The organism is Clavibacter michiganensis, from assembly GCF_002151125.1.
Lineage (GTDB): Bacteria > Actinomycetota > Actinomycetes > Actinomycetales > Microbacteriaceae > Clavibacter > Clavibacter michiganensis_C.
The window spans coordinates 459,049-478,714 of the sequence record NZ_MDJZ01000005.1; the positions used below are offsets into that span (position 1 = coordinate 459,049).

Annotated in this window: 15 protein-coding genes and 3 tRNA genes; 9 read left to right on the forward strand and 9 right to left on the reverse strand. The window is 74.7% G+C overall.

All coding sequences use genetic code 11. From position 1 onward, the window contains the following. The first annotated feature begins 50 nt into the window (after positions 1-50). From BFL37_RS04680 to BFL37_RS04690, 3 genes are all read left to right on the forward strand, one after another. Positions 51-123, forward strand: a tRNA-Glu gene (locus BFL37_RS04680). Between the two features lie 22 nt (positions 124-145). Then, positions 146-222 (forward strand) — tRNA-Asp (locus BFL37_RS04685). A gap of 70 nt (positions 223-292) precedes the next feature. Further along, positions 293-365: transfer RNA gene (locus tag BFL37_RS04690), tRNA-Phe, on the forward strand. 74 nt (positions 366-439) lie between these two features. Here BFL37_RS04690 and BFL37_RS04695 read toward each other — a convergent pair. Both BFL37_RS04695 and BFL37_RS04700 read right to left on the reverse strand, forming a co-directional pair. Further along, complete coding sequence (locus tag BFL37_RS04695) at positions 440-973, reverse strand: O-acetyl-ADP-ribose deacetylase (protein WP_086513979.1); 534 nt, start codon at positions 971-973, stop codon at positions 440-442. Positions 974-1,019: 46 nt separating this feature from the next. Beyond that, complete coding sequence (locus BFL37_RS04700; protein WP_172403739.1) at positions 1,020-2,168, reverse strand: acyltransferase family protein; 1,149 nt, start codon at positions 2,166-2,168, stop codon at positions 1,020-1,022. 286 nt (positions 2,169-2,454) lie between these two features. On the opposite strand from BFL37_RS04700, the gene BFL37_RS04705 reads away from it, so the two are divergent. After that, positions 2,455-4,290: a glycoside hydrolase family 15 protein gene (locus tag BFL37_RS04705; protein WP_086513980.1), complete on the forward strand. Its 1,836-nt coding sequence runs from the start codon at positions 2,455-2,457 to the stop codon at positions 4,288-4,290. Between the two features lie 39 nt (positions 4,291-4,329). Here BFL37_RS04705 and BFL37_RS04710 read toward each other — a convergent pair whose 3' ends face one another. Further along, positions 4,330-5,076, reverse strand: coding sequence for a YqjF family protein (locus BFL37_RS04710; protein WP_086513981.1), 747 nt, complete (start codon positions 5,074-5,076; stop codon positions 4,330-4,332). After that, entirely contained in the window at positions 5,073-5,555 is a 483-nt protein-coding gene (locus BFL37_RS04715; protein WP_206601264.1) for a MarR family winged helix-turn-helix transcriptional regulator, read from the reverse strand. The genes BFL37_RS04710 and BFL37_RS04715 overlap by 4 nt, the downstream gene beginning before the upstream one ends. 77 nt (positions 5,556-5,632) lie before the next feature. On the opposite strand from BFL37_RS04715, the gene BFL37_RS04720 reads away from it, so the two are divergent. Continuing rightward, positions 5,633-6,451 carry a TspO/MBR family protein gene (locus tag BFL37_RS04720; RefSeq protein WP_086513982.1) on the forward strand — a complete coding sequence of 273 codons (819 nt, stop codon included), beginning with the start codon at positions 5,633-5,635 and terminating at the stop codon, positions 6,449-6,451. Between the two features lie 25 nt (positions 6,452-6,476). Here the strand turns inward: BFL37_RS04720 and BFL37_RS04725 are convergent, their stop codons facing one another. Continuing rightward, the gene (locus tag BFL37_RS04725; RefSeq protein WP_086513983.1) at positions 6,477-7,520 is read right to left on the reverse strand and encodes an NAD-dependent epimerase/dehydratase family protein; all 1,044 of its coding nucleotides are present in this window, start codon (positions 7,518-7,520) and stop codon (positions 6,477-6,479) included. Between the two features lie 257 nt (positions 7,521-7,777). Here BFL37_RS04725 and BFL37_RS04730 point away from each other — a divergent pair, with 257 nt between their 5' ends. Then, positions 7,778-9,094 (forward strand): endo-1,4-beta-xylanase, encoded by a 1,317-nt coding sequence (locus BFL37_RS04730; protein ID WP_086514020.1) that lies wholly within the window; start codon positions 7,778-7,780, stop codon positions 9,092-9,094. Between the two features lie 104 nt (positions 9,095-9,198). Further along, entirely contained in the window at positions 9,199-11,028 is a 1,830-nt protein-coding gene (locus tag BFL37_RS04735; RefSeq protein WP_086513984.1) for a sensor histidine kinase, read from the forward strand. Positions 11,029-11,032: 4 nt separating this feature from the next. Here the strand turns inward: BFL37_RS04735 and BFL37_RS04740 are convergent, their stop codons facing one another. Together BFL37_RS04740 and BFL37_RS04745 are read right to left on the reverse strand one after the other, a co-directional pair. Continuing rightward, positions 11,033-12,688 (reverse strand): lipopolysaccharide biosynthesis protein, encoded by a 1,656-nt coding sequence (locus BFL37_RS04740; protein ID WP_241533856.1) that lies wholly within the window; start codon positions 12,686-12,688, stop codon positions 11,033-11,035. Between the two features lie 164 nt (positions 12,689-12,852). After that, positions 12,853-13,902: a glycosyl transferase gene (locus tag BFL37_RS04745; RefSeq protein ID WP_086514021.1), complete on the reverse strand. Its 1,050-nt coding sequence runs from the start codon at positions 13,900-13,902 to the stop codon at positions 12,853-12,855. Positions 13,903-14,052: 150 nt separating this feature from the next. Here BFL37_RS04745 and BFL37_RS04750 point away from each other — a divergent pair, with 150 nt between their 5' ends. Continuing rightward, on the forward strand, positions 14,053-15,999 hold the full coding sequence (locus tag BFL37_RS04750) for a glycosyltransferase family 2 protein (RefSeq protein ID WP_086513985.1): 1,947 nt from the start codon (positions 14,053-14,055) through the stop codon (positions 15,997-15,999). Between the two features lie 186 nt (positions 16,000-16,185). Beyond that, a complete protein-coding gene (locus tag BFL37_RS04755; protein WP_086513986.1) occupies positions 16,186-16,833 on the forward strand; it encodes a hypothetical protein in 648 nt (215 codons plus the stop codon). Between the two features lie 74 nt (positions 16,834-16,907). On the opposite strand, the gene BFL37_RS04760 is transcribed toward BFL37_RS04755, so the two are convergent. Then, the gene (locus BFL37_RS04760; protein ID WP_086513987.1) at positions 16,908-18,305 is read right to left on the reverse strand and encodes a polysaccharide biosynthesis tyrosine autokinase; all 1,398 of its coding nucleotides are present in this window, start codon (positions 18,303-18,305) and stop codon (positions 16,908-16,910) included. Beyond that, positions 18,302-19,654 carry a hypothetical protein gene (locus BFL37_RS04765; protein WP_086513988.1) on the reverse strand — a complete coding sequence of 451 codons (1,353 nt, stop codon included), beginning with the start codon at positions 19,652-19,654 and terminating at the stop codon, positions 18,302-18,304. Before BFL37_RS04765 ends, BFL37_RS04760 begins: the two co-directional genes overlap by 4 nt. Positions 19,655-19,666: the final 12 nt, after the last annotated feature.

Here is a 19,666-nt window from a genome sequence, read left to right on the forward strand (position 1 = left end):
GGTTATGCTGACGTGTCGGTTGCTGCGAGGCCTGGGAGACCAGGGCGAGCGGCCCCATCGTTTAGTGGCCTAGGACGGCGCCCTTTCACGGCGTTAACACGGGTTCGAATCCCGTTGGGGTCACCGAGCAATGACCGACACGCAAGGCCCTGTAGCGCAGCTGGTTAGCGTGCCGCCCTGTCACGGCGGAGGTCGCGGGTTCAAGTCCCGTCAGGGTCGCCACGGATGGCAAGCCCTCTCATACGAGAGGGCTTCTGTCCGATGTGGGCGTCTTCCTCGAAGCCGCCCGCTCGCCTGGGTAGCTCAGTTGGTAGAGCGTTCGACTGAAAATCGAAAGGTCCGCGGATCGACGCCGCGTCCAGGCACACATCGCCGGTCCCCGTCCTCGACGGCAGGGCCGGCGTCCTGCTTCCCGGGCCGCATCCGGCCCACGAGACGGTCAGGCCTCCGACGCGAGCGCCGCCTCGAACGCCGTGAGCACGTCGTCCGAGAAGAGCACGAACCGCACCAGCTCGATCCCGTCGCCCGCGCCGTCGGCGAGCGCCTCGCGCACGGCGGCGACCGCCACGCGCGCCGCGTCGTCGACCGGCCACCCGTAGACGCCGGCGGAGACCGCGGGGAAGGCGACGCCGCGGATCCCGAGGTCCGCCGCCACCTCGATCGAGCGGCGGTACGCGCTCGCGAGCACCGCGGTGCGGTCGTGCGAGGCCGACCACACGGGGCCGACCGTGTGGATCACGTGGCGCGCGGGCAGGCGGAAGCCGGGCGTCGCGATCGCGTCGCCGGCGGGCAGCCCGTCCGGGAGCTCCTCGGCGCGGATGCGGCGACACGCCGCGAGGAGCTCCGGACCTGCCGCGCGGTGGATCGCGCCGTCCACTCCCCCGCCGCCCAGCAGCGACGAGTTCGCCGCGTCCACGATCGCGTCGACGTCCTGCCGGGTGATGTCGCCGCGCACGGCCTCGATGACGGTCATGGATCCAGCCTGGCCCGGCGGAGACCCGGCGTGCTGTCGACGCGCGTCAGCTCCGCGGGGCGTCCGCGGGGGTGCGGTCCGCCGTCAGCCAGCGCGGCCCCTCCAGCGTCCAGCGGAGCGGGGAGCCGAGGACCGCGGCGCCGATGATGCGGCTCGCGACCACGACGGGCACCAGGAGCGCGATCGGGAGGATCGCGCCCCACACCTGCGTGTGCTGCTGCAGGACGGGCACGAGGCCCGTCAGCTTCAGAGCGGCGCTCAGGGCCGAGACCAGGAAGATGTGGAAGACGTACACGGGCAGCGTCTGACGTCCGACCCAGCGCAGCGCCCGGGACAGCGGGTTCGCCATGCCGGCGACCGCGAGGACCTGGTTGCTGGCGACCAGCGCGACCGCGGCGATCGCGAAGGTCAGGATGAGGCCGTTCCCCGTGGCGCGCAGCGCGGCGAGGACGCCGACGTACGCGGCGACCGCGAGGACCGCCGTGAGCGGCGTCGCGCGGCGCATGAGCGACAGCCACGCATCGCGTCCGACGACGCCCGCGTAGAACCACACGAGGTTGGCCGCGATCGAGCCGAGCTTGACCGCGTCCATCGGCTCGGTGAGGAGGCCAGCCGTGAGCGGCTTGAGGAGCGGCGCGGCGACCGCCAGCGCGGCGAACGGGATCAGCGCCCACGCGCGGTGACCGCCGAGGAGGCGGGTGCACGCCCAGGCCACGACGAAGAAGACGGGCAGCGCCCAGAGGTACCAGTACGACGTGGGCAGGACGACGCTGAGCGCCAGCTCCCCCGGCGTCGGGGCGGCGCCGCCGCCGCGGGCCTGCGGGACGAAGAGGCGCGCGAGGAAGAGCAGTGTCCAGAGCGCGTAGACGGAGTAGATGCCGAGGGTGCGTCCCCGGGTCCGACCGAGCGGGCGCTCCACGGCGCGCGTCGCGAGGAAGCCCGAGATGAAGAAGAACAGGGGCATGCGCAGGGGCGCGAACGCCGAGCTGACGTCCCACCACAGCGCGGGGGTTCCGTCGTTGACCTCGTTCTCGTACATGAGGGAGAGGTGCAGGAGGACGACGAGGACCATGCAGGCGCCCTTGCCGGCGTCGATCCACTCGAAGCGGGGGCGGACGGCGGCCGGATCCCGGGCGGGGCGGACGGCGGCGTTCTCGCGCGCGCGGGCACGCGGCCGCATGGAGGGGAGGGCCATGGCTCTTCTCTGATGCGCCGGCGAGGGGTCGGGTAGCCCCTGCGAGCGGCGCGGTGTTCGGGTCCCCCGATCGTACCGCCGAGCCCGGCCGACGCGCGTCCCCCCGAGGTGGGCACGGCGCGGCACCCGCGCGGACGGCGCTGTCCGACGGGCGGCGACCGGAACCGTTCGGGTGGGCTCCGGGCACATCAGCGCTATTCGGAACCTGGGGAAGAACGGATTGGCGGAGGCGACGCGGGGATACTGGAGGGGTCGGTGCCCTCCTGCCGGCGTCGACAGGAGTCCCATGGAAACGCCCGCATCCCGCCCCGCACCCGAGCGCATCGACGGATACACCGCGCTGCGCAGCTACGCCGCCATCGGGGACGGGCGCACCGTCGCGCTCATCGCGGAGGACGGCGACATCGACTGGCTGCCGCTGCCGAACCTGCACACGCCGCCGGCGTTCGCGGCGCTCCTCGACGCCCCGCACGGCGGACGGATCACGCTGCGGCCCGACGAGGAGTTCGAGGTGACGCGCGCCTACGTGCCCGGCACCAACGTGCTCACCACCACCTTCACCACGGAGTCCGGCAGCGTGCGCGTGACCGACGCGCTCGTCACGGGTGTCGCGGGACGGCTGCCGTGGTGCGAGCTGGGGCGCCGGATCGAGGGGCTCACGGGCGAGGTCGCGATGAGCTGGCTCGTCGCGCCCGGCACCGCGCTCGGCACGTCGTCGCCGTGGGTGCAGTCGACGCACAACGGACCGGTCATCCGCGTGGACGGCGTGACGCTCGCGGTCGTGGGCCTGGAGCACGGACCCGCGGAGCCCGGCACGCAGTCGGTGTCCGGCGCGTTCACCACGGCGAAGGGGTCGCGCCACGTCATCACGATGGTGGGGACCGAGCGGGAGCCCGTGCGGATCCCCAACCCGGAGATCGTGGACGAGGGCATCGACCGCACCATCCGCAACTGGGAGGGGTGGAGCGCCGAGTTCCGGTACGAGGGCGAGTGGGCCGAGGCCGTGCAGCGCAGCGCCCTCGCGCTCAAGCTGCTCGTGCACGCGCCGACCGGATCCATCGCCGCGGCCGCCACGACCTCGCTGCCCGAGCGCATGGGCGGCGGCAAGAACTGGGACTACCGCTTCGCCTGGGTGCGCGACCTCGCCTACACGGTGAACGCGCTCGTGAAGTTCGGCCTGCGGGAGGAGACGCACGCGGCGGTGTCGTGGATGCTCCGCACGATCCGCGACAACGGCCCCGAGCTCCACGTCTTCTACTCGCTCGAGGGCGGCGTGCCCGAGGGCAGCTCGAACCCGGAGGTGCCGGGCTGGCGCGGCGTCGGCCCCGTGGTCGACGGGAACGACGCGCAGGCCCAGCTGCAGCTCGGGGTGTTCGGCGACCTCTTCGACGTGGTGCGCACGTACGTCCGCGACGGCAACGTGCTCGACGCCGACACCGGCCGCCTCCTCGCGACCTTCGCCGACCGCGCGTGCGACATGTGGCAGAAGCGCGACGCCGGGATGTGGGAGCTCGAGGACGAGCAGCACTACACGACGTCGAAGCTCGGCTGCTGGCAGGCGCTCGACTGCGCGGTCGAGCTCGCCGAGGTGGGGCAGATCCCCGGCGTGCCGGACCGCTGGCGGGCCGAGCGCGACCGGATCCGCACCTGGGTCGAGGAGGAGTGCTGGGACGAGGGGCGCGGCGCCTACGTGATGCACCCGGGCAGCCAGCGGCTCGACGCGAGCATCCTGCTGCACGCCGTCTCCGGCTTCGACCGCGGCGAGCGCATGTCCCGCACCCTCGACGCGCTGCGCTCGGAGCTCGGCCGCGGGCCGCTGCTGTACCGCTACACCGGCATGGCGGAGGAGGAGGGCACGTTCACGGCGTGCGCCTTCTGGCTCGCGGGCGCCTACGCGTGCGTCGGGCGGATGGACGAGGCGCACGAGCTGATGGACCAGCTGGTCGACCTCGGCAACGACGTGGGCCTGTACTCGGAGATGATCGACGCCGACGACCACGCGTTCCTCGGCAACCTGCCGCAGGGGCTCAGCCACCTCGCGCTGGTGAGCGCGGCGCTGACGATCGACGAGCTGTCGCACGGGCGGAAGCGCTCGACCCGGACGCCGCGCGCGAAGCGCTAGGCGCCGGCGGTCCCGCTCCGGCCCGCGACGACCGGAGCGCTAGGCGCGCGGGCGGAGCGGGCCGGCGAACTCCGTGCGGACGCCGCGGGAGAAGAGCACCGAGTCGGGCGCGCGGTCGACGATCCCCGGGAGACCGGCGGCGGCGACCAGCTCGTCGTCGAGGTCCACGAGCTCGGCGCGCTCGAGGGTCCACGCGTCGTGCGTGTTCGGCCAGTAGCGCGTGACGCCGCCGCGGGCCACGTGCATGCCCCAGCGCGCGGTGAGGAAGTCGGCGAGCGGATCCCCCGCCACCTCCTCGCCGAGCGGACGCACGGAGAGGCGCGACGACGGACGGGCGCCGGTGTGCCGGCGGGACGTGTAGGTGACGACGCCGTCGCGCTCCTCGTGCGTCATCGACGCCCACATGTACGGCAGGCCGAGGCCCACGCGCGCGCCGATCACGGGCAGGAGCTTCGCGGCCTCCAGCGAGCGGAAGACCACGCCGCGGCGGCCGTCGTCGCCGACGCTGTAGAGGCGCACGTTGAGCTCGGCGAAGGTGCCGGCCCACGGCACGGCGGGCAGCGGCGGGAAGGCGCTGCGCGACAGGACGAACGGGATGAGGCCGACCCAGCTGGATCCGTCGTGCACGTCGGGGCGCGTGCCCGGCGGGAGGAGCGGGGCGACGAGGGCGGGATCCACGCGCCAGTGCACGAAGGCGAGGTCGCTCCAGAGCTGGCGGATGACCGCGCGGCCGGGGAGGTCGGGGGCGGCGGCGGAGATCGGATCGGGATCGGCGGGGCGGGTCATCGGGCGCGCGTCCGAGGGGCGGGAGCGGCGTCGTCGTCGGGGGCGCCGGGCGCCGGGCGGCCGGCCGCGCGGATCACGTCGATGAGGCCGCGCCGCATCTCCTCGGAGCGGGCGAGCTCGGGGACGACGTCCTGCTCGAGCTCCTGCGCGCGCGCCCACGCCTCGGCGCCGGCCTCGGTGCGCGCGACGACGTGGCGGCGGCGGTCGGCGGGATCCGGGGCGCGCGACACGAGCCCCTCCCGCTCCAGCCGCTCGAGCGTGCGCGACATGGTCTGCGTCTCGACGTGCGCGGAGCGGGCGAGCTGGATCTGGCTGAGCGGCCCGTCGCGCAGCAGGTGCAGCGCGATGAGGCCCGCGTGCGTGACCCCGAGGGTCGCGAGCGCCTCCGCCCACGCGTGCTCGACCGCGCGCGCGGCCGTCGAGAGCAGCCGCCCCGTGGGCCAGCTGGCGAGCTCGTCCTGCATGGCCTCTCCGGCCATGGGCACCTCCTGCTACAGTGATCGTCAGCAGGCTTACTATCCGCCTGCTGACATTCCATCGTAGAGGAGCAGGCCGCATGGGCAACGCGCGGGACATCGTCCGTCAGATCGTCGTCATCTCGAGCATGGTGTTCGCGATCGTCGGCTCCGCGTTCGGCTCCGGCGCGTTCAGCGACGAGAGCATCCAGAACGCGTCGAGCGGCGCCCTCAGCGCGAGCTACACGCCCGTCGCGCCCGCCGGACCGGCCTTCTCGATCTGGAGCGTGATCTACCTCGGCCTCGTCGCGTACACGATCTGGCAGGCGCTCCCCGCCCAGCGCGCCGACGAGCGCCAGCGTCGGGTCGGCTACCCCGTCGCCGTGACCCTCGTGCTCAACGCCGCGTGGATCCTCTCCGCGCAGGCCGGGCTCCTCGTGCTCTCGGGCGTCGTCATCGTCGCCCTGCTCGCGACGCTGATGTGGACCTTCCGCGCACTCCTGGCGTCGCGGCCGCGCACCGCGGTCGAGGGCGTCGTGCTCGACGGCACGATGGGGCTCTACCTCGGCTGGGTGAGCGTCGCGACCATCGCGAACATCGCGTCGATCCTCACGGCGTCGGGCTTCCAGCCGGGCACGACGGGGCGCGACGCCTGGGCGGTCGCGCTGCTCGCGGTCGCCGGGGTCATCGGCGTGCTGCTCGCGCTCCGCGACGGCGGACGCCTCGCGCCCTCCGCGGCGATCGCGTGGGGCCTCGCCTGGGTCGCCGTCGGCCGGCTCACGGGCGAGCTGCTGTCGACGCCGGCCGCCGTGGCCGCGCTCGTGGCAGCCGCCGCGGTCGTCGTCGTGACGCTCGTCGCGCGCGCCCGCGCCGGGTGGACCGGGCGGGTCGAGCCGCGCCGGCCGGTCGCCGGCCGCTGAGGGCCGGCTCCCGGAGGCTCCCGGATCAGCCCGCGGCCGCGGCCCGGTAGGCGGCGTCGGCGGCGTGCTTCGCGTCGACGAGGCGCTGGATCCGGCGATCGGTGTCCGGATCCGGGAGCGTGAGCTCGGGGTGCGCGGCCCGCCACGCGACGATGCCGCGCACGGCGAGGTGGAACGGGATCCGCGGCTGGAACGCGGGCACGAGCCGCCGGATGCGGGTCGTGTCGAAGAGGGCGCTGTGCGAGAGGTCGCCGACGACGAGCTCCGACCAGCCCCAGTCGGGCTCCACGACCGGGAACTGCTCGGCGGGCACGTGCACCAGCCGCGCCTCGACGCCGAGCGCGTCCGCGACGAGGTGGTGGATCCGGTCCCACGTCATCACGTCGTCGCTCGTGATGTGCAGCGCCTCCCCCGTCGCGCGCTCGTCGCCGAGGATCCCGACGAGGCCCACCGCGAAGTCGTCCGCGTGCGTGAGCGTCCAGAGCGAGGTGCCGTCGCCCGGGACGACGACCTCCTCGCCGCGCGCGATGCGGTCGACGACCGTCCAGTCGCCCGCGAGGGGCGGGCTGGCCTCGTCGTAGGTGTGCGACGGGCGGACGATCACGACCGGGAAGCCGCTCGCGGCGTGGTGGCGGAGGAACGCGTCCTCCATCGCGATCTTGTCGCGCGCGTAGGCGAGGAACGGGTTCGCGCGGAGGGTCGACTCGGTGATCGGGGTCTGCAGCGCGGGCTTGCGGTAGATCGACGCGGAGCTGATGGCCACGAACTGGCGGGTGCGGCCGGCGAAGAGCTCCACGCGGCGGTCGGCCCCCGCGGCGTCGAAGGAGAGGAAGTCGACGACGGCGTCGAAGGCGCGGTCGCCGATCGCGGCCAGGAGGGAGTCGGGATCCGCGACGTCGGCGACGAGCGGCGTGACGCCGTCGGGGAGGCCGCGGCCCTTGGAGTCGGCGCCGCGGGTGACGACCGTGACGTCCATCCCGGCGGCGACGGAGGCCCGGACGCACGCGGCGCTGATGGTGCCCGTCCCGCCGAGGTAGAGCACGGACAGGGTGGCGGCGCCTGGGGTCATCGGGGTCCTCGTCATCGAAGCGGGGGCGCCGGTCGGATCCGCGCCCTGCGTGCACGCTACGCCCGCGGCCGCCCCTCCCCACCCGTGTCGGACGGGGAAAGGTTGCGGACATCCGGCACGCGGTGGACGCCCCTCGCGCGGGCCGCGTAGGTTCCGCGATGACCGCACCGACGCGCCCGTCCGTCGTCCGCGTCGTCCGCCCGGCGCCCGCCGGGCAGGCGGCGGACCGCGCGGCGCCGACTCCTCGAGAGGGATCCATGCCCGCCACCCCGTCCGACCCGACGCCCGCCGCCTCCCCCGTCGGGCGCCGCCCCGCCGCCATCCCCGAGGCCCGCCGCGCAGAGGCCGTGATCACGGTCCGCGGCGCGGACGGGCAGCCGCTCGCGCACGCCGACGTGCGGGTGGAGCAGGCGACGCAGGACTTCGCGTTCGGCAACATCGGCTTCGACCTCATCCCGCTCGCGAACGGCGAGACGGATGCGGCGGAGGCGGGCGTCGCGGCCGTCGGCGGCGCGCGCCTCGAGGGCCTGGAGCGGCTCGCGGAGCAGTGGCTCGACGTGTTCGACACGGCCACGCTCCCCTTCTACTGGGGCCGGTTCGAGCCCGTGCGCGGGAGGCCCGACACCGAGCGGCTGCTCACGACGGCGCGCTGGCTGCGCGAGCGCGGCGTGGACGTGAAGGGGCATCCGCTCGTCTGGCACACGGTCACGGCGCCGTGGCTGCTCGACCTGCCGCTCGAGGAGGTGGAGCGCGTGCAGCGGGAGCGGATCCGGCGCGACGTCGGCGGCTTCTCGGGGCTCATCGACACCTGGGACGCCATCAACGAGGCCGTGATCATGCCGGTGTTCGACCGCGAGGACAACGGGATCACCCGTCTGGCGGCGGCGCGCGGCCGGCTCGCCATGGTGCGCCTCGCCTTCGAGGAGGCGCGGGCCGCGAACCCGGCCGCCACGCTCGTCCTCAACGACTTCGACCTGTCGCCCGCCTACGAGGAGCTCATCGAGGAGGTGCTCGGCGCGGGCATCGAGGTGGACGCGATCGGGCTGCAGACCCACATGCACCAGGGGTACCGCGGCGAGGAGGAGGTTCTCGCCATCGTCGACCGGTTCGCTCGGTTCGGGCTGCCGATCCAGATGACGGAGACGACGCTGCTCTCGGGCGACCTCATGCCGCCGGAGATCACCGACCTCAACGACTTCCAGGTGTCGAGCTGGCCGTCCACGCGCGCGGGCGAGGAGCGGCAGGCGGACGAGATCGAGCGGCACTACCGCTCGCTCGTCGGGCACCCGGCGGTGCAGGCCATCACCTACTGGGGCCTCACCGACGACGGGATGTGGCTCGGCGCGCCCGGCGGGCTCGTGCGCGCGGACGGCACGCCGAAGCCGTCGTACGACGCGCTCCGCCGGCTCATCCGCGAGGAGTGGCGGCTCGCGCCGGCGACCGTGCGGACGGACGCGGAGGGGCGCGTGCGGGTCACCGCGTTCGCGGGAGGGGTGCGGGTGGCGCACGCGGGGCGTGAGGCCGTGGTCGCGGTGGCGGCGGGCGCGTCGGAGGTCGAGGCGGCGCCGGCGTAGGAGGAGCGCGGCCGACTGCGGGTCGCACGGCGCACGCGGTCGCTGTCCGCGCATGCCCCGCCCGCGGTCGCCGGCCGCCGTTCCTCCTAGGATGTGGCGGACGCGTGGCGCAGGACGCGAGGGCGAGGCCGTCCGCGTCGAGCACGGGGGAGATCATGGAGCGTGCCACGGCGTCGACCGCCACGCCCCCGGGTACGGGGACTGGGACCGAGCACGTCCGACCCCGCCTCCGCCGCGCGATCCGCGCCCTCCTCCTGCTCGTGGTGCTCGCGAACGTCCTCTACCTCGTGGCGCTCCTCCTGCCGGGCGATCCCGCCAGCGCGCTCGTCGACGTCGGGCTGTCGCTCACCGCGCAGTGGCTCCCGGTCGTCCTCTTCTGGCTCGTCGCCGCGCGCACCGGGATCGCGCGCACGGAGGTCGTCCTGGCGGCGGCCGCCGTCACCGCGAACGCCGCGGGCGACACGCTCTACTCGATCGGCATGGACGCCTCGGGCGTGCTGGCGTCCCCGTCCCCCGCCGACGTCGCGTACCTCCTCTTCTACCCGCTGATGCTCGCGTCGCTGCTCGCGCTCGTCCGGCGCTCCTCGCGCCGGATGACGAAGGCGGTCTGCGTCGACGCCGGGCTCGCGGTCCTCGGCTCCGCGGCCGTGCTCGCGGTGGTCCTCGGCCCGGTGCTCTCGGACGCGACCAGCGAGGGGACCGTGCTGGGCGGCATCATCGCCGCCCTGTACCCCGTGTTCGACCTCGTCCTCGTGGCCGTGGTCGTGGGCATCGCCGCATCGCCCGTCCTGAGGATGGGGCGCCGCTGGCAGTGCCTCGTGCTCGGGCTCCTCTCCATCACCGGGGCGGACATCGCGTACGCCCTGCTCGAGCACGAGGGCGCGTACGTCGCCGGCACGCCGCTCGACGTCGTCTGGACCGTCGGCATCGCCGGCCTCGCCCTGTGGGTGGAGGGCGTCGACCCCTCTCCCGAGGACGCCGCCCGGGCCGAGAACGGCGTCGGCCCGAGCGCCCGGCTGCTGCCGGTCCCCGCCGTCGCGGTGCTCGCCGGGGTGGGCGTCCTCCTCGTCGCGACGCGGATCCCCGTGCCCACGCTCGCGCTGGTGCTCGCCGGCAGCACGGTCGCCCTCGCCGCGCTGCCCGTCATGTTCCGTCAGGCGATCCTCGCGCGGATGCTGGACGGGCAGGAGCAGGTCGTGCGGCGCCTGGAGGCGCTCGACCGGTCGAAGAGCGACATCATCGCCATCGTGAGCCACGAGATGCGCACGCCGCTCACCTCCATCTCCGGCTACGTGGAGCTGGTCCTCGACGACGCGGGCGGCGAGGTTCCCGAGGACGCTAAGGACATGCTGCGCGTGGTCGACCGCAACGCCCAGCGGCTCCAGTCCCTCGTCGCCGACATGCTCGTGGTGACCCGCCTCGACTCCGGCGAGGCGCCCGCCATGGCGCCGCTCGACATCGCGTCGCTGGTCGCCGAGGCGGCGGAGTCGCTCCGGCCGTCCGCCGACGCGCGCCACGTGGACCTGGCGGTGCGCGACGCCGGCCCGGTGACCGTCGACGGCGACGCGGGCCAGCTGGAGCGGGTCATGACGAACGTGATCGAGAACGCCGTGAAGTTCACGCCGGCGGGTGGCACCGTCTCCGTCGAGGTGCATCCGGCCACCGGACCCGCGGGGCGCCCCGCGGTCATGGTCGTCGTGGCCGACACCGGCATGGGGATCCCGGCCGACGAGCTCCCCCAGGTGTTCGACCGGTTCTTCCGCGCCGCCAACGCGCAGAGCGAGGTGGTGCCCGGCACGGGCCTCGGCCTCGCGATCGTGCAGGAGATCGTGCAGGCGCACGGCGGGGAGGTCACCGTCTCCTCCGTCCTCGGCGAGGGGACGACGTTCCGGATCGCGCTCCCGGCGCAGCGGGGCGCGGGCCCGCGGGGATGACGGGTCAGGAGCGGGCGCGCAGGCCGTCGGCCTGCGCGTCGGCTGACACGGGCTCGTCCGCGGTCGCGTCATCCGCAGCCGAGGCCGCAGCGGAGGCGGCCGCCGGGGCCGCCGGGGCGCTCCCCCGCCGCGCCCGCGGCAGGACGCGCGCGAGGTCGAGCACCCCGCGCACGTCGCGGCGCACGGCCGGGACGAGCGCGACAGCGAGCGCGTAGAGCACCGCGGTCGTGCCGACGCCCGCGAGGAGCTGCAGCACGTCGGATCCGGTGTCGACCATCGCGAGGAGCGCGCCCGTCGCGACGCTCACCGATCCCACGACGCCGATGATCCGCAGGGCGCCCATGTAGAGCCGGCGCGTCGGGATCGGGGCCTTCCGCGACAGCCACCACAGCGAGATCGGCCAGCAGAGGGCGGGCGCGGCGGCGTACCCGGCGGCGATGCCGACGATGCCGAAGGAGGACCCCACGAGGATGCAGCTGACCTTGATCACGGCGCTCAGCAGCGAGAAGCGGAAGAGGTCGCCGGTGAGGCCACGCGAGACGTAGACCCAGTAGCCGACGAAGGCGAGGGTGTCGAAGATCCCGGCGATGGCGAGGAGGCGGAGGATCGGCGCGACGCTGTCCCACTGCGGGCCGAGGAACACCGCGGTGATCGGCACGGCCGAGGCCGCGACGAGGCCGAGGCCCGCGCCGAGCGTGTAGCCGAGGGCGAGCTGGCCGCGCGCCACGTAGTCGGCGAAGCGGCGCTGCTCGTCGGCGAGGCGCGAGAGCACGGGGATCGCGACCGTGGTGAGGGGGCTGCGGATCTGCGCGAGCGGCGTCATCAGCAGCTGGAACGCCCGGTTGTAGATGCCGAGCGATCCGGCACCGAAGCGGAGGCCCACGAGGAACGTGTCGATGTTGTTGCTGACGTAGCCGACCATCTGGCTGGACACCATGTTCCAGCCGAAACGCAGCAGCGGGCCCATGGGCTCGCCGCGGCGCGGGAGGCGCGGGATCCACCGGGCGAAGCCGACCGCGAGCGCCAGCAGCACGAGCGTCTGCGTGAGCTGCTGCGCGACGAGCGCCCAGTAGCCCCAGCCGAGGAGCGCGCCGCCGATGGCGACGAGGAGCGCGACCGCGGGCGCCGTGACGTCGGCCGTCGCGAGCGCGCGGAAGCGGAGGCTGCGCGTGAGGCTCGCGCGGTACTGGGTCGCGAGGCCGTTGAAGACGAAGGTGAGGCTGAGGGCGTGCGCGATGGGGATCAGCTCGTCGTGGCCGAAGACGGCCGCGAGCGGCCAGGCCGCGCAGAAGACGAGGGCGGCGAGGACGAGGCCAATGCCGGCGTTGATCCACCACAGGTTGTCGCGCTGGGTGCGGCTGAGGTCGCGCGCCTGGATGGCCGCGTTGGAGAGGCCGAAGTCGCGGAAGATCTCGCCGACGCCGATGATCGCGAGCACCATCGCGAGCAGGCCGTAGTCGGTGGGCGTGAGGAGCCGCGCGAGGACGACGACGGACGCGACCTGGATGAGGATGCGGATCAGCTGCGCGCCGATGGTGACGATCGCGCCGCGGGCCGCGCGCGCGCCGAGTCCCTGCGTGGCGACGGGCAGGGTCTCGGGGGCGGGAGCGGGCGCGGCCGCGGCCGCGGAGGAGGGGTCGCCGGGCAGGGCGGGGGGCATGGGGCTCCGTCGTCGGGTCGAGGAGGGGGTGGCGATCGTCTCGGCCGCGGATGACGGCCGGATCACCGCGGGCTCGGGTGTCGGTGGGCTGCACGGGTATGCGGGCCCTGACCGATGCTATCCGTGCGCATGCGGGGATCCAGCCCCAGAACGGGTGGCGCGGCTCAGCCCCGCTCGACCCCGCGACGGATCCGGAGCGCGCGCCGGTACGCCGACGCGTGCGCGGCGCCGGCCCGGACCCACTCGCGCGCGGCGAGGTCGGGCGACGCCGCGCGCGCGCCCGTGCGCACGGCCTCGGTCGCGCGGAGCAGCTCCTCGGGCGTCAGGTCGCCGTCGAACCGGTGGATCCAGCCCGGGCCGACCTCCGCCTCGAGCGCGCGGTTGACGGCGTTGTCGGGCACGAGCACCGGCCGGTCGAGCGAGAGGGCCGCGAGCGCGCCGCCGGAGTTGTGCATGAAGCGGTACGGCAGCACGACGAGCTCCGAGGAGGTGACGATGTCGACGAGCTCGGCGTCGGACTGGAAGCGCAGGTCGAGGCGGATCCGGTCGTCGCCCGCGGCGAGCGCGCGGATCGTGCCGGCGAGCTCCTCGGAGGACGGGTTGCCCCCGATGCGCAGCGACAGGTCGGCGCCCGCCTCCCCCGCACCGCGGAACGCCGCGACGAGCTGCTCGACGCCCTTGTACCGGCGGACGAGGCCGACGTAGCCGAGGCGGCCGGGCACGGCGTCCGCCCGCGGCTCGTCGCGGAACCAGTCACGGTAGTGGCCGTGCAGGATCGTGGCGCTCGGCTGGTCGGCGGGGATCTCCGTGATCGGGTTCACGCGCACCCGGAGCGTCGTCATCCGCTCCATCAGCGCGAGGAGCAGCGACTCGCGGCGGCTGATGCCCTGTGGCCGCTCGAGGTTGTGCACGGTGCGGACGATGGGGATCCGCCGCAGGGTCAGCTTCGCCAGGAGCGCGACCGTGAGCGCCTGTCGGACGGCCTTCTTCAAGGGGCTGTGCCCGTCGACGAGGATCTCGGGCCAGTGCACGTGGAAGACGTCGTACCGGCCGAGGAGCGCGGTGCGCCAGCTGAAGTGCAGGGGCCGGACGCCGGGCGTGGCGGCGAGCGCGCGGCCGAGCATCACGATGTACGGGTTCGTCGTGGGGCGCGGCGCCTGCGACGACTGGAGGACGACGAGGTCGCGGCCGGGCGGACGGGAGGGGACGGTCATGGCGCTCCTGGGCGGGATGACCGGCGTCGGGTCGTCGGGCACGACCACGGGGTCATCGGTCGAGGAAATAGACTATGCCACCACCCGCCCGCACCCGAGGGCGGAGCCCGCCGGCGATGCCCCGCCGCGCGCCCGATCGATGGGACCCGCATGCCCCGCCCCGCCCTCCTCGCCGTCGTGGTCGTCAACTACGGATCCGCCGACCTCGTGCGCGAGAACGTGCTGCCGCTCATCGAGCGCCAGGGCGACGCGCTGCTCGTCGTCGTCGACAACCGCACGACCGACGCGGAGCGGGAGCGCGTGCGGGAGCTCGCGGCGCATCCGTCGACGCGCGTGCACGGCGTGTACCCGGACGGCAACACGGGCTTCGGCACCGGCATGAACATCGGCGTCCAGGCGGCCCGCGACCTCGGCGCGCGCGAGTTCCTGCTGCTCAACCCGGACGCGACGATCGAGCCCGACCAGCTGGCCGTGCTGAGGGGCGTCGTGGCGGCGGATCCGCTCACGCTCGCGGCCCCGCTCATCCTCCGGCCGGACGGCAGCACGTGGTTCCGCGGATCCGACCTCTACCTCGCCGACGGCCGGATCCGCGGCGTCGCCCGCCGCGCGCAGCACCCCGGCCAGGCGGTCGAGCCGTGGCTCACGGGCGCGTGCCTCCTCGTGACCGACGAGCTGTGGACCCGGGTCGGCGGCTTCTCGGACGACTACTTCCTGTACTGGGAGGACGTGGACCTCAGTCGCAAGGTCGTGGAGGCGGGCGGATCCCTGGCGGTCGTGGAGGACGCCGTCGCCGTGCACGCGGAGGGCGGCACGCAGAGCGCCGGCCACGCGAGCGCGGGCCAGGCCAAGTCGGGCACGTACTACTACCACAACATCCGGAACCGGCTCCTCTACGGGGCCCGGCACCTCGACGCGGCGAGCCTCCGCCGCTGGCGGCTGCTGACTCCCGTGATCGCGTACGAGGTGCTGCTGCAGGGCGGACGGCGGCAGTTCGCGCACCCGGTGGCGCCGGTGACGGCGGCGGTGCGCGGGATCCGGGACGGCTACCGGCTCTCCGGCGGCCGGCGCGCGGTGCCCGCCCCGGCGCCGACGGCCGCGGCGCGCGCCGGCGCGCCCGGTCCGGCCGCCGCACCCGTGTCCTCGCTCGTCGTCGCGATCCTCACCTACCGCCGGCCCGACGACATCCGCGCCGTGCTCCCGCTCGTCGCCGCGCAGGCCGCCGGGTTGCGCGAGGCCGCCGAGTCCGATCCCGCGCTCCCCCGCTCCGTGCGGATCGTCGTGGTCGACAACGACCCGGCGGGCGGCGCGGGCGCGGCCGTGGAGGACGCCGCCGCCTACTCTCCCGTGCCGATCGCCTACGTGCACGAGCCGACGCCCGGGATCTCCGCCGCCCGCAACTGCGCCCTCGACGCCGCGGACGGCGACGACGTGCTGGTGTTCCTCGACGACGACGAGCGACCGGATCCGGGCTGGCTCACCGCCCTGGTCCGCGCCCGCGAGGCCACGGGCAGCGCGGGCGTCGCCGGTCCCGTGCGCAGCGAGTACGAGGTCGAGCCGGACTCCTGGGTGCGCGCCGGCGGCTTCTTCACGCGCCGCCGCCCCGCGACCGGCACGCGGCTCGAGGTCGCCGCGACCAACAACCTGCTGCTCGACCTCCGCGCCGTGCGCGCGGCCGGCCTCCGCTTCGACGTCGACCTCGGCACGCAGGGCGGCGAGGACACGCTCTTCACACGCCAGCTGGTGGCGTCCGGCGGGCTGCTCACCTGGTGCGCCGAGGCGGGCGTCGTCGACGTCGTCCCGCGCGCCCGCACCACGCGCCGCTGGGTCGTGCTCCGCGCGTTCAGCAGCGGGAACTCGTGGAGCCTCACCTCCGTCGCGCTCGCACCGGCCTCGCCCGCCGCGCGCACGCGGATCCGCGCCGAGGCCACCGCGCGCGGGCTCGTGCGCGCGCTCGGCGGCACCGGGCGGATCGCGGTGGGCGCGGTCACGGGCAGCGTCGCGCACCGCGCGAAGGGCACCCGCACGCTCGCGCGCGGCGCGGGCATGGTCGCGGGTGCGTTCGGGTGGTCGTACCAGGAGTACGCGCGGCGCGACTGAGCGGATCCACCCCGCCCCTCCCCTGGACGGGGGGCTCGTCGTCGCGCGCCGCCGGACGTACGATGCGAGGGCAGAAGACCCGGAATCCTGCGCCTGGCGACCACCCATCGCCCGCCCGCACCGCGCCGCCGACCCGCCCTGGTCGTCGGGCTTCGTCTTCGCCGTACCCGAAGAGCGAAGAAGGCCATGCCCGCACCCGAGAGCACCCCGTCCGACCTGCGTCCCCGTCGCGAGCGCCGCCGCCGCAGCCGTCGCACCACCGTCGCCGTGATCGGCGCCGCGTCCGTCCTCACCGTCGCCGCCGTCGTCGGCACGGTCGTCGTGAACGGATCCGGATCCGACTCCCCCGCGTCCGCCGCCGACACGAAGGACTGGTCCGACGTCGCCCCCACCGCGGGCGCCACCGAGGCCCCCGCCCCGCTCCCCGAGGGCGACACCGCCGCGCTCGGCCAGGAGGTGGCGACCACCGTCGGCCTCGATGAGACCGCGACCTTCCCGGGCTCGATCCAGGCGCGCATCGTCTCCGTCACGCCGACCAGCACCGACGGCGGACGCGTGGGCGAGCTGAGCGGCGACGCGGTCGACGTGCGGCTCGAGCTCGTGAACGTCACGGGCGAGCCCGTCGCGGTCGACGCCGTGACCGTCAACGTCTTCTACGGCGCCGACCGCACGCCCGCGACCCCCGCCGACTCCGACAGCGTGATCCGCGGCTCGCTCGAGCCCGGCGCGTCCGCGACCGGCGACTACGCGTTCAGCGTCCCGGCGGCGTCCGCCGACGCGATCAGCGTGGTCGTGGCACGCGATGCCGGCTCGCCGGTGGTCGTGTTCCAGTAGGCCGCACGACCCACGACGACACGAGGGGCGCGACCGGATGATCCGGCCGCGCCCCTCGTCATTCCTCCCGCGGGTCAGCCCGCGGCGTGCGCCTTCCCCGCCGCGCGCCCCGCGCGGCCCGCGCGCCCCGTCTGCTCCGTCTCCGCGCGGTAGTACGCGCGCTTGTCCTTCGTGGGGCGCACCTTGTTGAGCACGACGCCCAGCACGGATCCGCCCGACTTCTCGACCGCGTCGAGGGCCTCGGACAGCTGGGCGCGGTGAACGCGCGTCTGGTCGGCGACCACGATCGCGCCGTCCGTCATGCGCGCCACGAACGCGGCGTCGGCGACGGCGATGAGCGGCGCGGTGTCGAACACGACCACGTCGTAGGCGGCCCGCGCCTGCGCCACCAGCTCCTCCATGCGGTTCGAGGCGAGCAGCTCGCTGGGGTTCGGCGGGATCTCGCCGCTGGTCAGCACGTGGAGCGTGCCGTCGCCCCAGGGCTGCACGACCTCCTCGAGCAGCGCCTGGCCGACGAGCACCGTCGTGAGGCCCGCGTCGCCCTCGAGACCGAGGTACTGCGCGACGACGGGACGGCGGAGGTCGGCGTCGACGAGGAGCACGCGGCGCCCGCCCTCGCTGAGCGACAGCGCGAGGTTCGCGGCGACCGTGGACTTGCCCTCGCCGGGGATCGACGACGTGACGACGATGCTCGACGACCGGTCGCCGAGGAGCACGAAGCGCAGGTTCGCCTTCAGCTGGCGGAAGCCCTCGGCCGCGGTCGACAGCGGCCGGACCGCCATCGCGAGACCCGTGACGCCGCGCTCGCGCTCGAGCGAGCCGAGCAGCGGCGCCTGCGTGAGGTGCGCCACGGTCTCGGCGGAGCGCACGCGCGTGTCGAGCAGGCGCACGAGCACGAGCCCGACGAGGCCCGCGAGGAGGCCGAGGAGGAGGCCGGCGAGCGTGTTGGTGCGGCCGTTCGGCGCCGACTGGAACTCGGGCTCGGGGGCCTCCTGGATCACGCGCACGGACACGGTCGGCGACCCCTCGGCCCCGGTCGGGGCGTAGGCCTCCGCGGTGTCGCGGAGGCTCGTGGCGACGGCGTTGGCGATGTCCGCGGCCTGGGACGGCGACGGCTCGGTGACGCTGATCTCCATGATCACGGTGTTCTGCGGCGTCGTCACGGTGACGGCCCGGGCGAGCTGCTGCGGCGTGGTGTCGAGGCCGAGGCGCGCGATCACGGGCTCCAGCACCGCGGGCGACTCCGCCAGCTCGCCGAACGAGAGCATCTGGCTCTGCGTGTACGTGGCGCCCTGGTTGAGGTCGCTCGCGCTGGATCCGCTGCTCAGCGAGAAGTACAGACGGGACTGCGCGGTGTACACGGGTGTCGCGAGCTGGGACAGGCCGAACGCGGCCGCGCCGCCCGCCAGGGTCGCGGCGACCACGACGTACCAGAGCCGGCGGAGCAGGGCGGTGAACTCGTGGAGCGTCATCGTGAGGGGGTTCTTCCCGGTAGGAGCGGCAGGGCAGGGGTGCGGGCGGGTTCGGAGGCGGCCTCGACGCCGGTGGGATCGGGTGGCGGCTCAGGCAGGGGCACGGCGTCGCGGCGGAGGATCTGGCTGGTCGCCGCGACCCCGGCGAGGAACCACACGAGCGTCGCGTACTGCGTGATGAGCGCGACCGACGCGAGCGCGGGGATCTGCGCGACGAGCGCGATGGTCGCGGCGGTCGCGCGGCCTCGCAGCACGAGCCAGATGCCGACGGCGAGGGCCACGAGCACGGCCGCGGCGACCAGGAAGCCCGAGGTGAGGCCCGTGAGGATCAGCTGGCTGTCAATCGAGCGGAAGTCGCCGTAGAAGACGCGCCCGTCGGTGAGGCGCTGCGCGCTGCTCGCGGGCCCGATGATCCGCATGCCCGGGATGAGCGTGTAGAGGTCGCCGCGGTAGTCGGAGCTGTTCGTGGCCTCCGTGCCGGCGTCCTCGAAGACGGTCTGCACGGACGGCGCGACGGCCGCGACCACGGCGACGACCCCGAGGGAGACGGCGACTCGCACGCGCAGCGGGATCGCGTCGCGGAGGAAGACGATCGACAGCACGAGGCCGAGGAGCGCGGTGAGCATGCCGACGCGGCTGAACGTGACCACCGTTCCGAGGAGGAGCACCGTGGTCATCGCGAGCCGCACCGGGAGGGGGAAGCGCGCGGCGAGGGTCAGCGGGATCGCGACGGCGAGGCTGCAGCCGAGCGCGATGGAGTGGCCGAACGCCCCCTCGGCCCGGACGACGCCGCCGCGGATCTGCAGGGTCGCCCACGTCTCCCGCAGGCTGCCGCTGCCCGGGATCAGCACGAAGGGGTTCCAGGTGAGCGCGAACTCCACGATGGCGAGCGCCGCGACGACCGTGAACGCGACCGCGGCGGCCGCGTGGAGGTGCGCCGTGCGGACCCGGTGGACGACGAGCCGGCCGAGGAGGTACCCGCCGAGGCCGTAGGTGAGGAACGTGACGAGGGCCGGTACGGCAACGCCCGCGCCCCCGCCCACGAGCACCCCGGCGACCCCGGCGACCCCCGTGAGGACGACGACGAGGTCGAGGGGCGAGACGCGGAAGCCGGGCACGGGCAGGGCGGCGACGATCACCACGAGCGCCATCAGCGTCGCGGGCGGCAGGTAGTAGCCGGCCACGGAGACCCCGGCCCAGATGGGCGCGAGGCAGAGGGCGGCGAGCCAGAGGGCCACGGCGAGCCGCGGCGCCCGGCGCAGGACGAGCAGCAGGAGGACCCCGGCGAGGAGTGCGACGCCGGCGAGGAGCAGCCGCTCGACGCCGTCGCCCGCTAGGAGCGCGCTCATGCCCGGCACCGG

Coding starts and splice junctions, on each gene's coding strand:
- BFL37_RS04765 (WP_086513988.1), bottom strand. CDS start 19,654: ATGAGCGCGCTCCTAGCGGGCGACGGCGTCGAGCGGCTGCTCCTCGCC.
- BFL37_RS04695 (WP_086513979.1), bottom strand. CDS start 973: ATGACCGTCATCGAGGCCGTGCGCGGCGACATCACCCGGCAGGACGTC.
- BFL37_RS04730 (WP_086514020.1), top strand. CDS start 7,778: ATGCCCGCCACCCCGTCCGACCCGACGCCCGCCGCCTCCCCCGTCGGG.
- BFL37_RS04725 (WP_086513983.1), bottom strand. CDS start 7,520: ATGACCCCAGGCGCCGCCACCCTGTCCGTGCTCTACCTCGGCGGGACG.
- BFL37_RS04740 (WP_241533856.1), bottom strand. CDS start 12,688: ATGCCCCCCGCCCTGCCCGGCGACCCCTCCTCCGCGGCCGCGGCCGCG.
- BFL37_RS04760 (WP_086513987.1), bottom strand. CDS start 18,305: ATGACGCTCCACGAGTTCACCGCCCTGCTCCGCCGGCTCTGGTACGTC.
- BFL37_RS04700 (WP_172403739.1), bottom strand. CDS start 2,168: ATGGCCCTCCCCTCCATGCGGCCGCGTGCCCGCGCGCGCGAGAACGCC.
- BFL37_RS04720 (WP_086513982.1), top strand. CDS start 5,633: ATGGGCAACGCGCGGGACATCGTCCGTCAGATCGTCGTCATCTCGAGC.
- BFL37_RS04715 (WP_206601264.1), bottom strand. CDS start 5,555: ATGGCCGGAGAGGCCATGCAGGACGAGCTCGCCAGCTGGCCCACGGGG.
- BFL37_RS04710 (WP_086513981.1), bottom strand. CDS start 5,076: ATGACCCGCCCCGCCGATCCCGATCCGATCTCCGCCGCCGCCCCCGAC.
- BFL37_RS04755 (WP_086513986.1), top strand. CDS start 16,186: ATGCCCGCACCCGAGAGCACCCCGTCCGACCTGCGTCCCCGTCGCGAG.
- BFL37_RS04745 (WP_086514021.1), bottom strand. CDS start 13,902: ATGACCGTCCCCTCCCGTCCGCCCGGCCGCGACCTCGTCGTCCTCCAG.
- BFL37_RS04750 (WP_086513985.1), top strand. CDS start 14,053: ATGCCCCGCCCCGCCCTCCTCGCCGTCGTGGTCGTCAACTACGGATCC.
- BFL37_RS04705 (WP_086513980.1), top strand. CDS start 2,455: ATGGAAACGCCCGCATCCCGCCCCGCACCCGAGCGCATCGACGGATAC.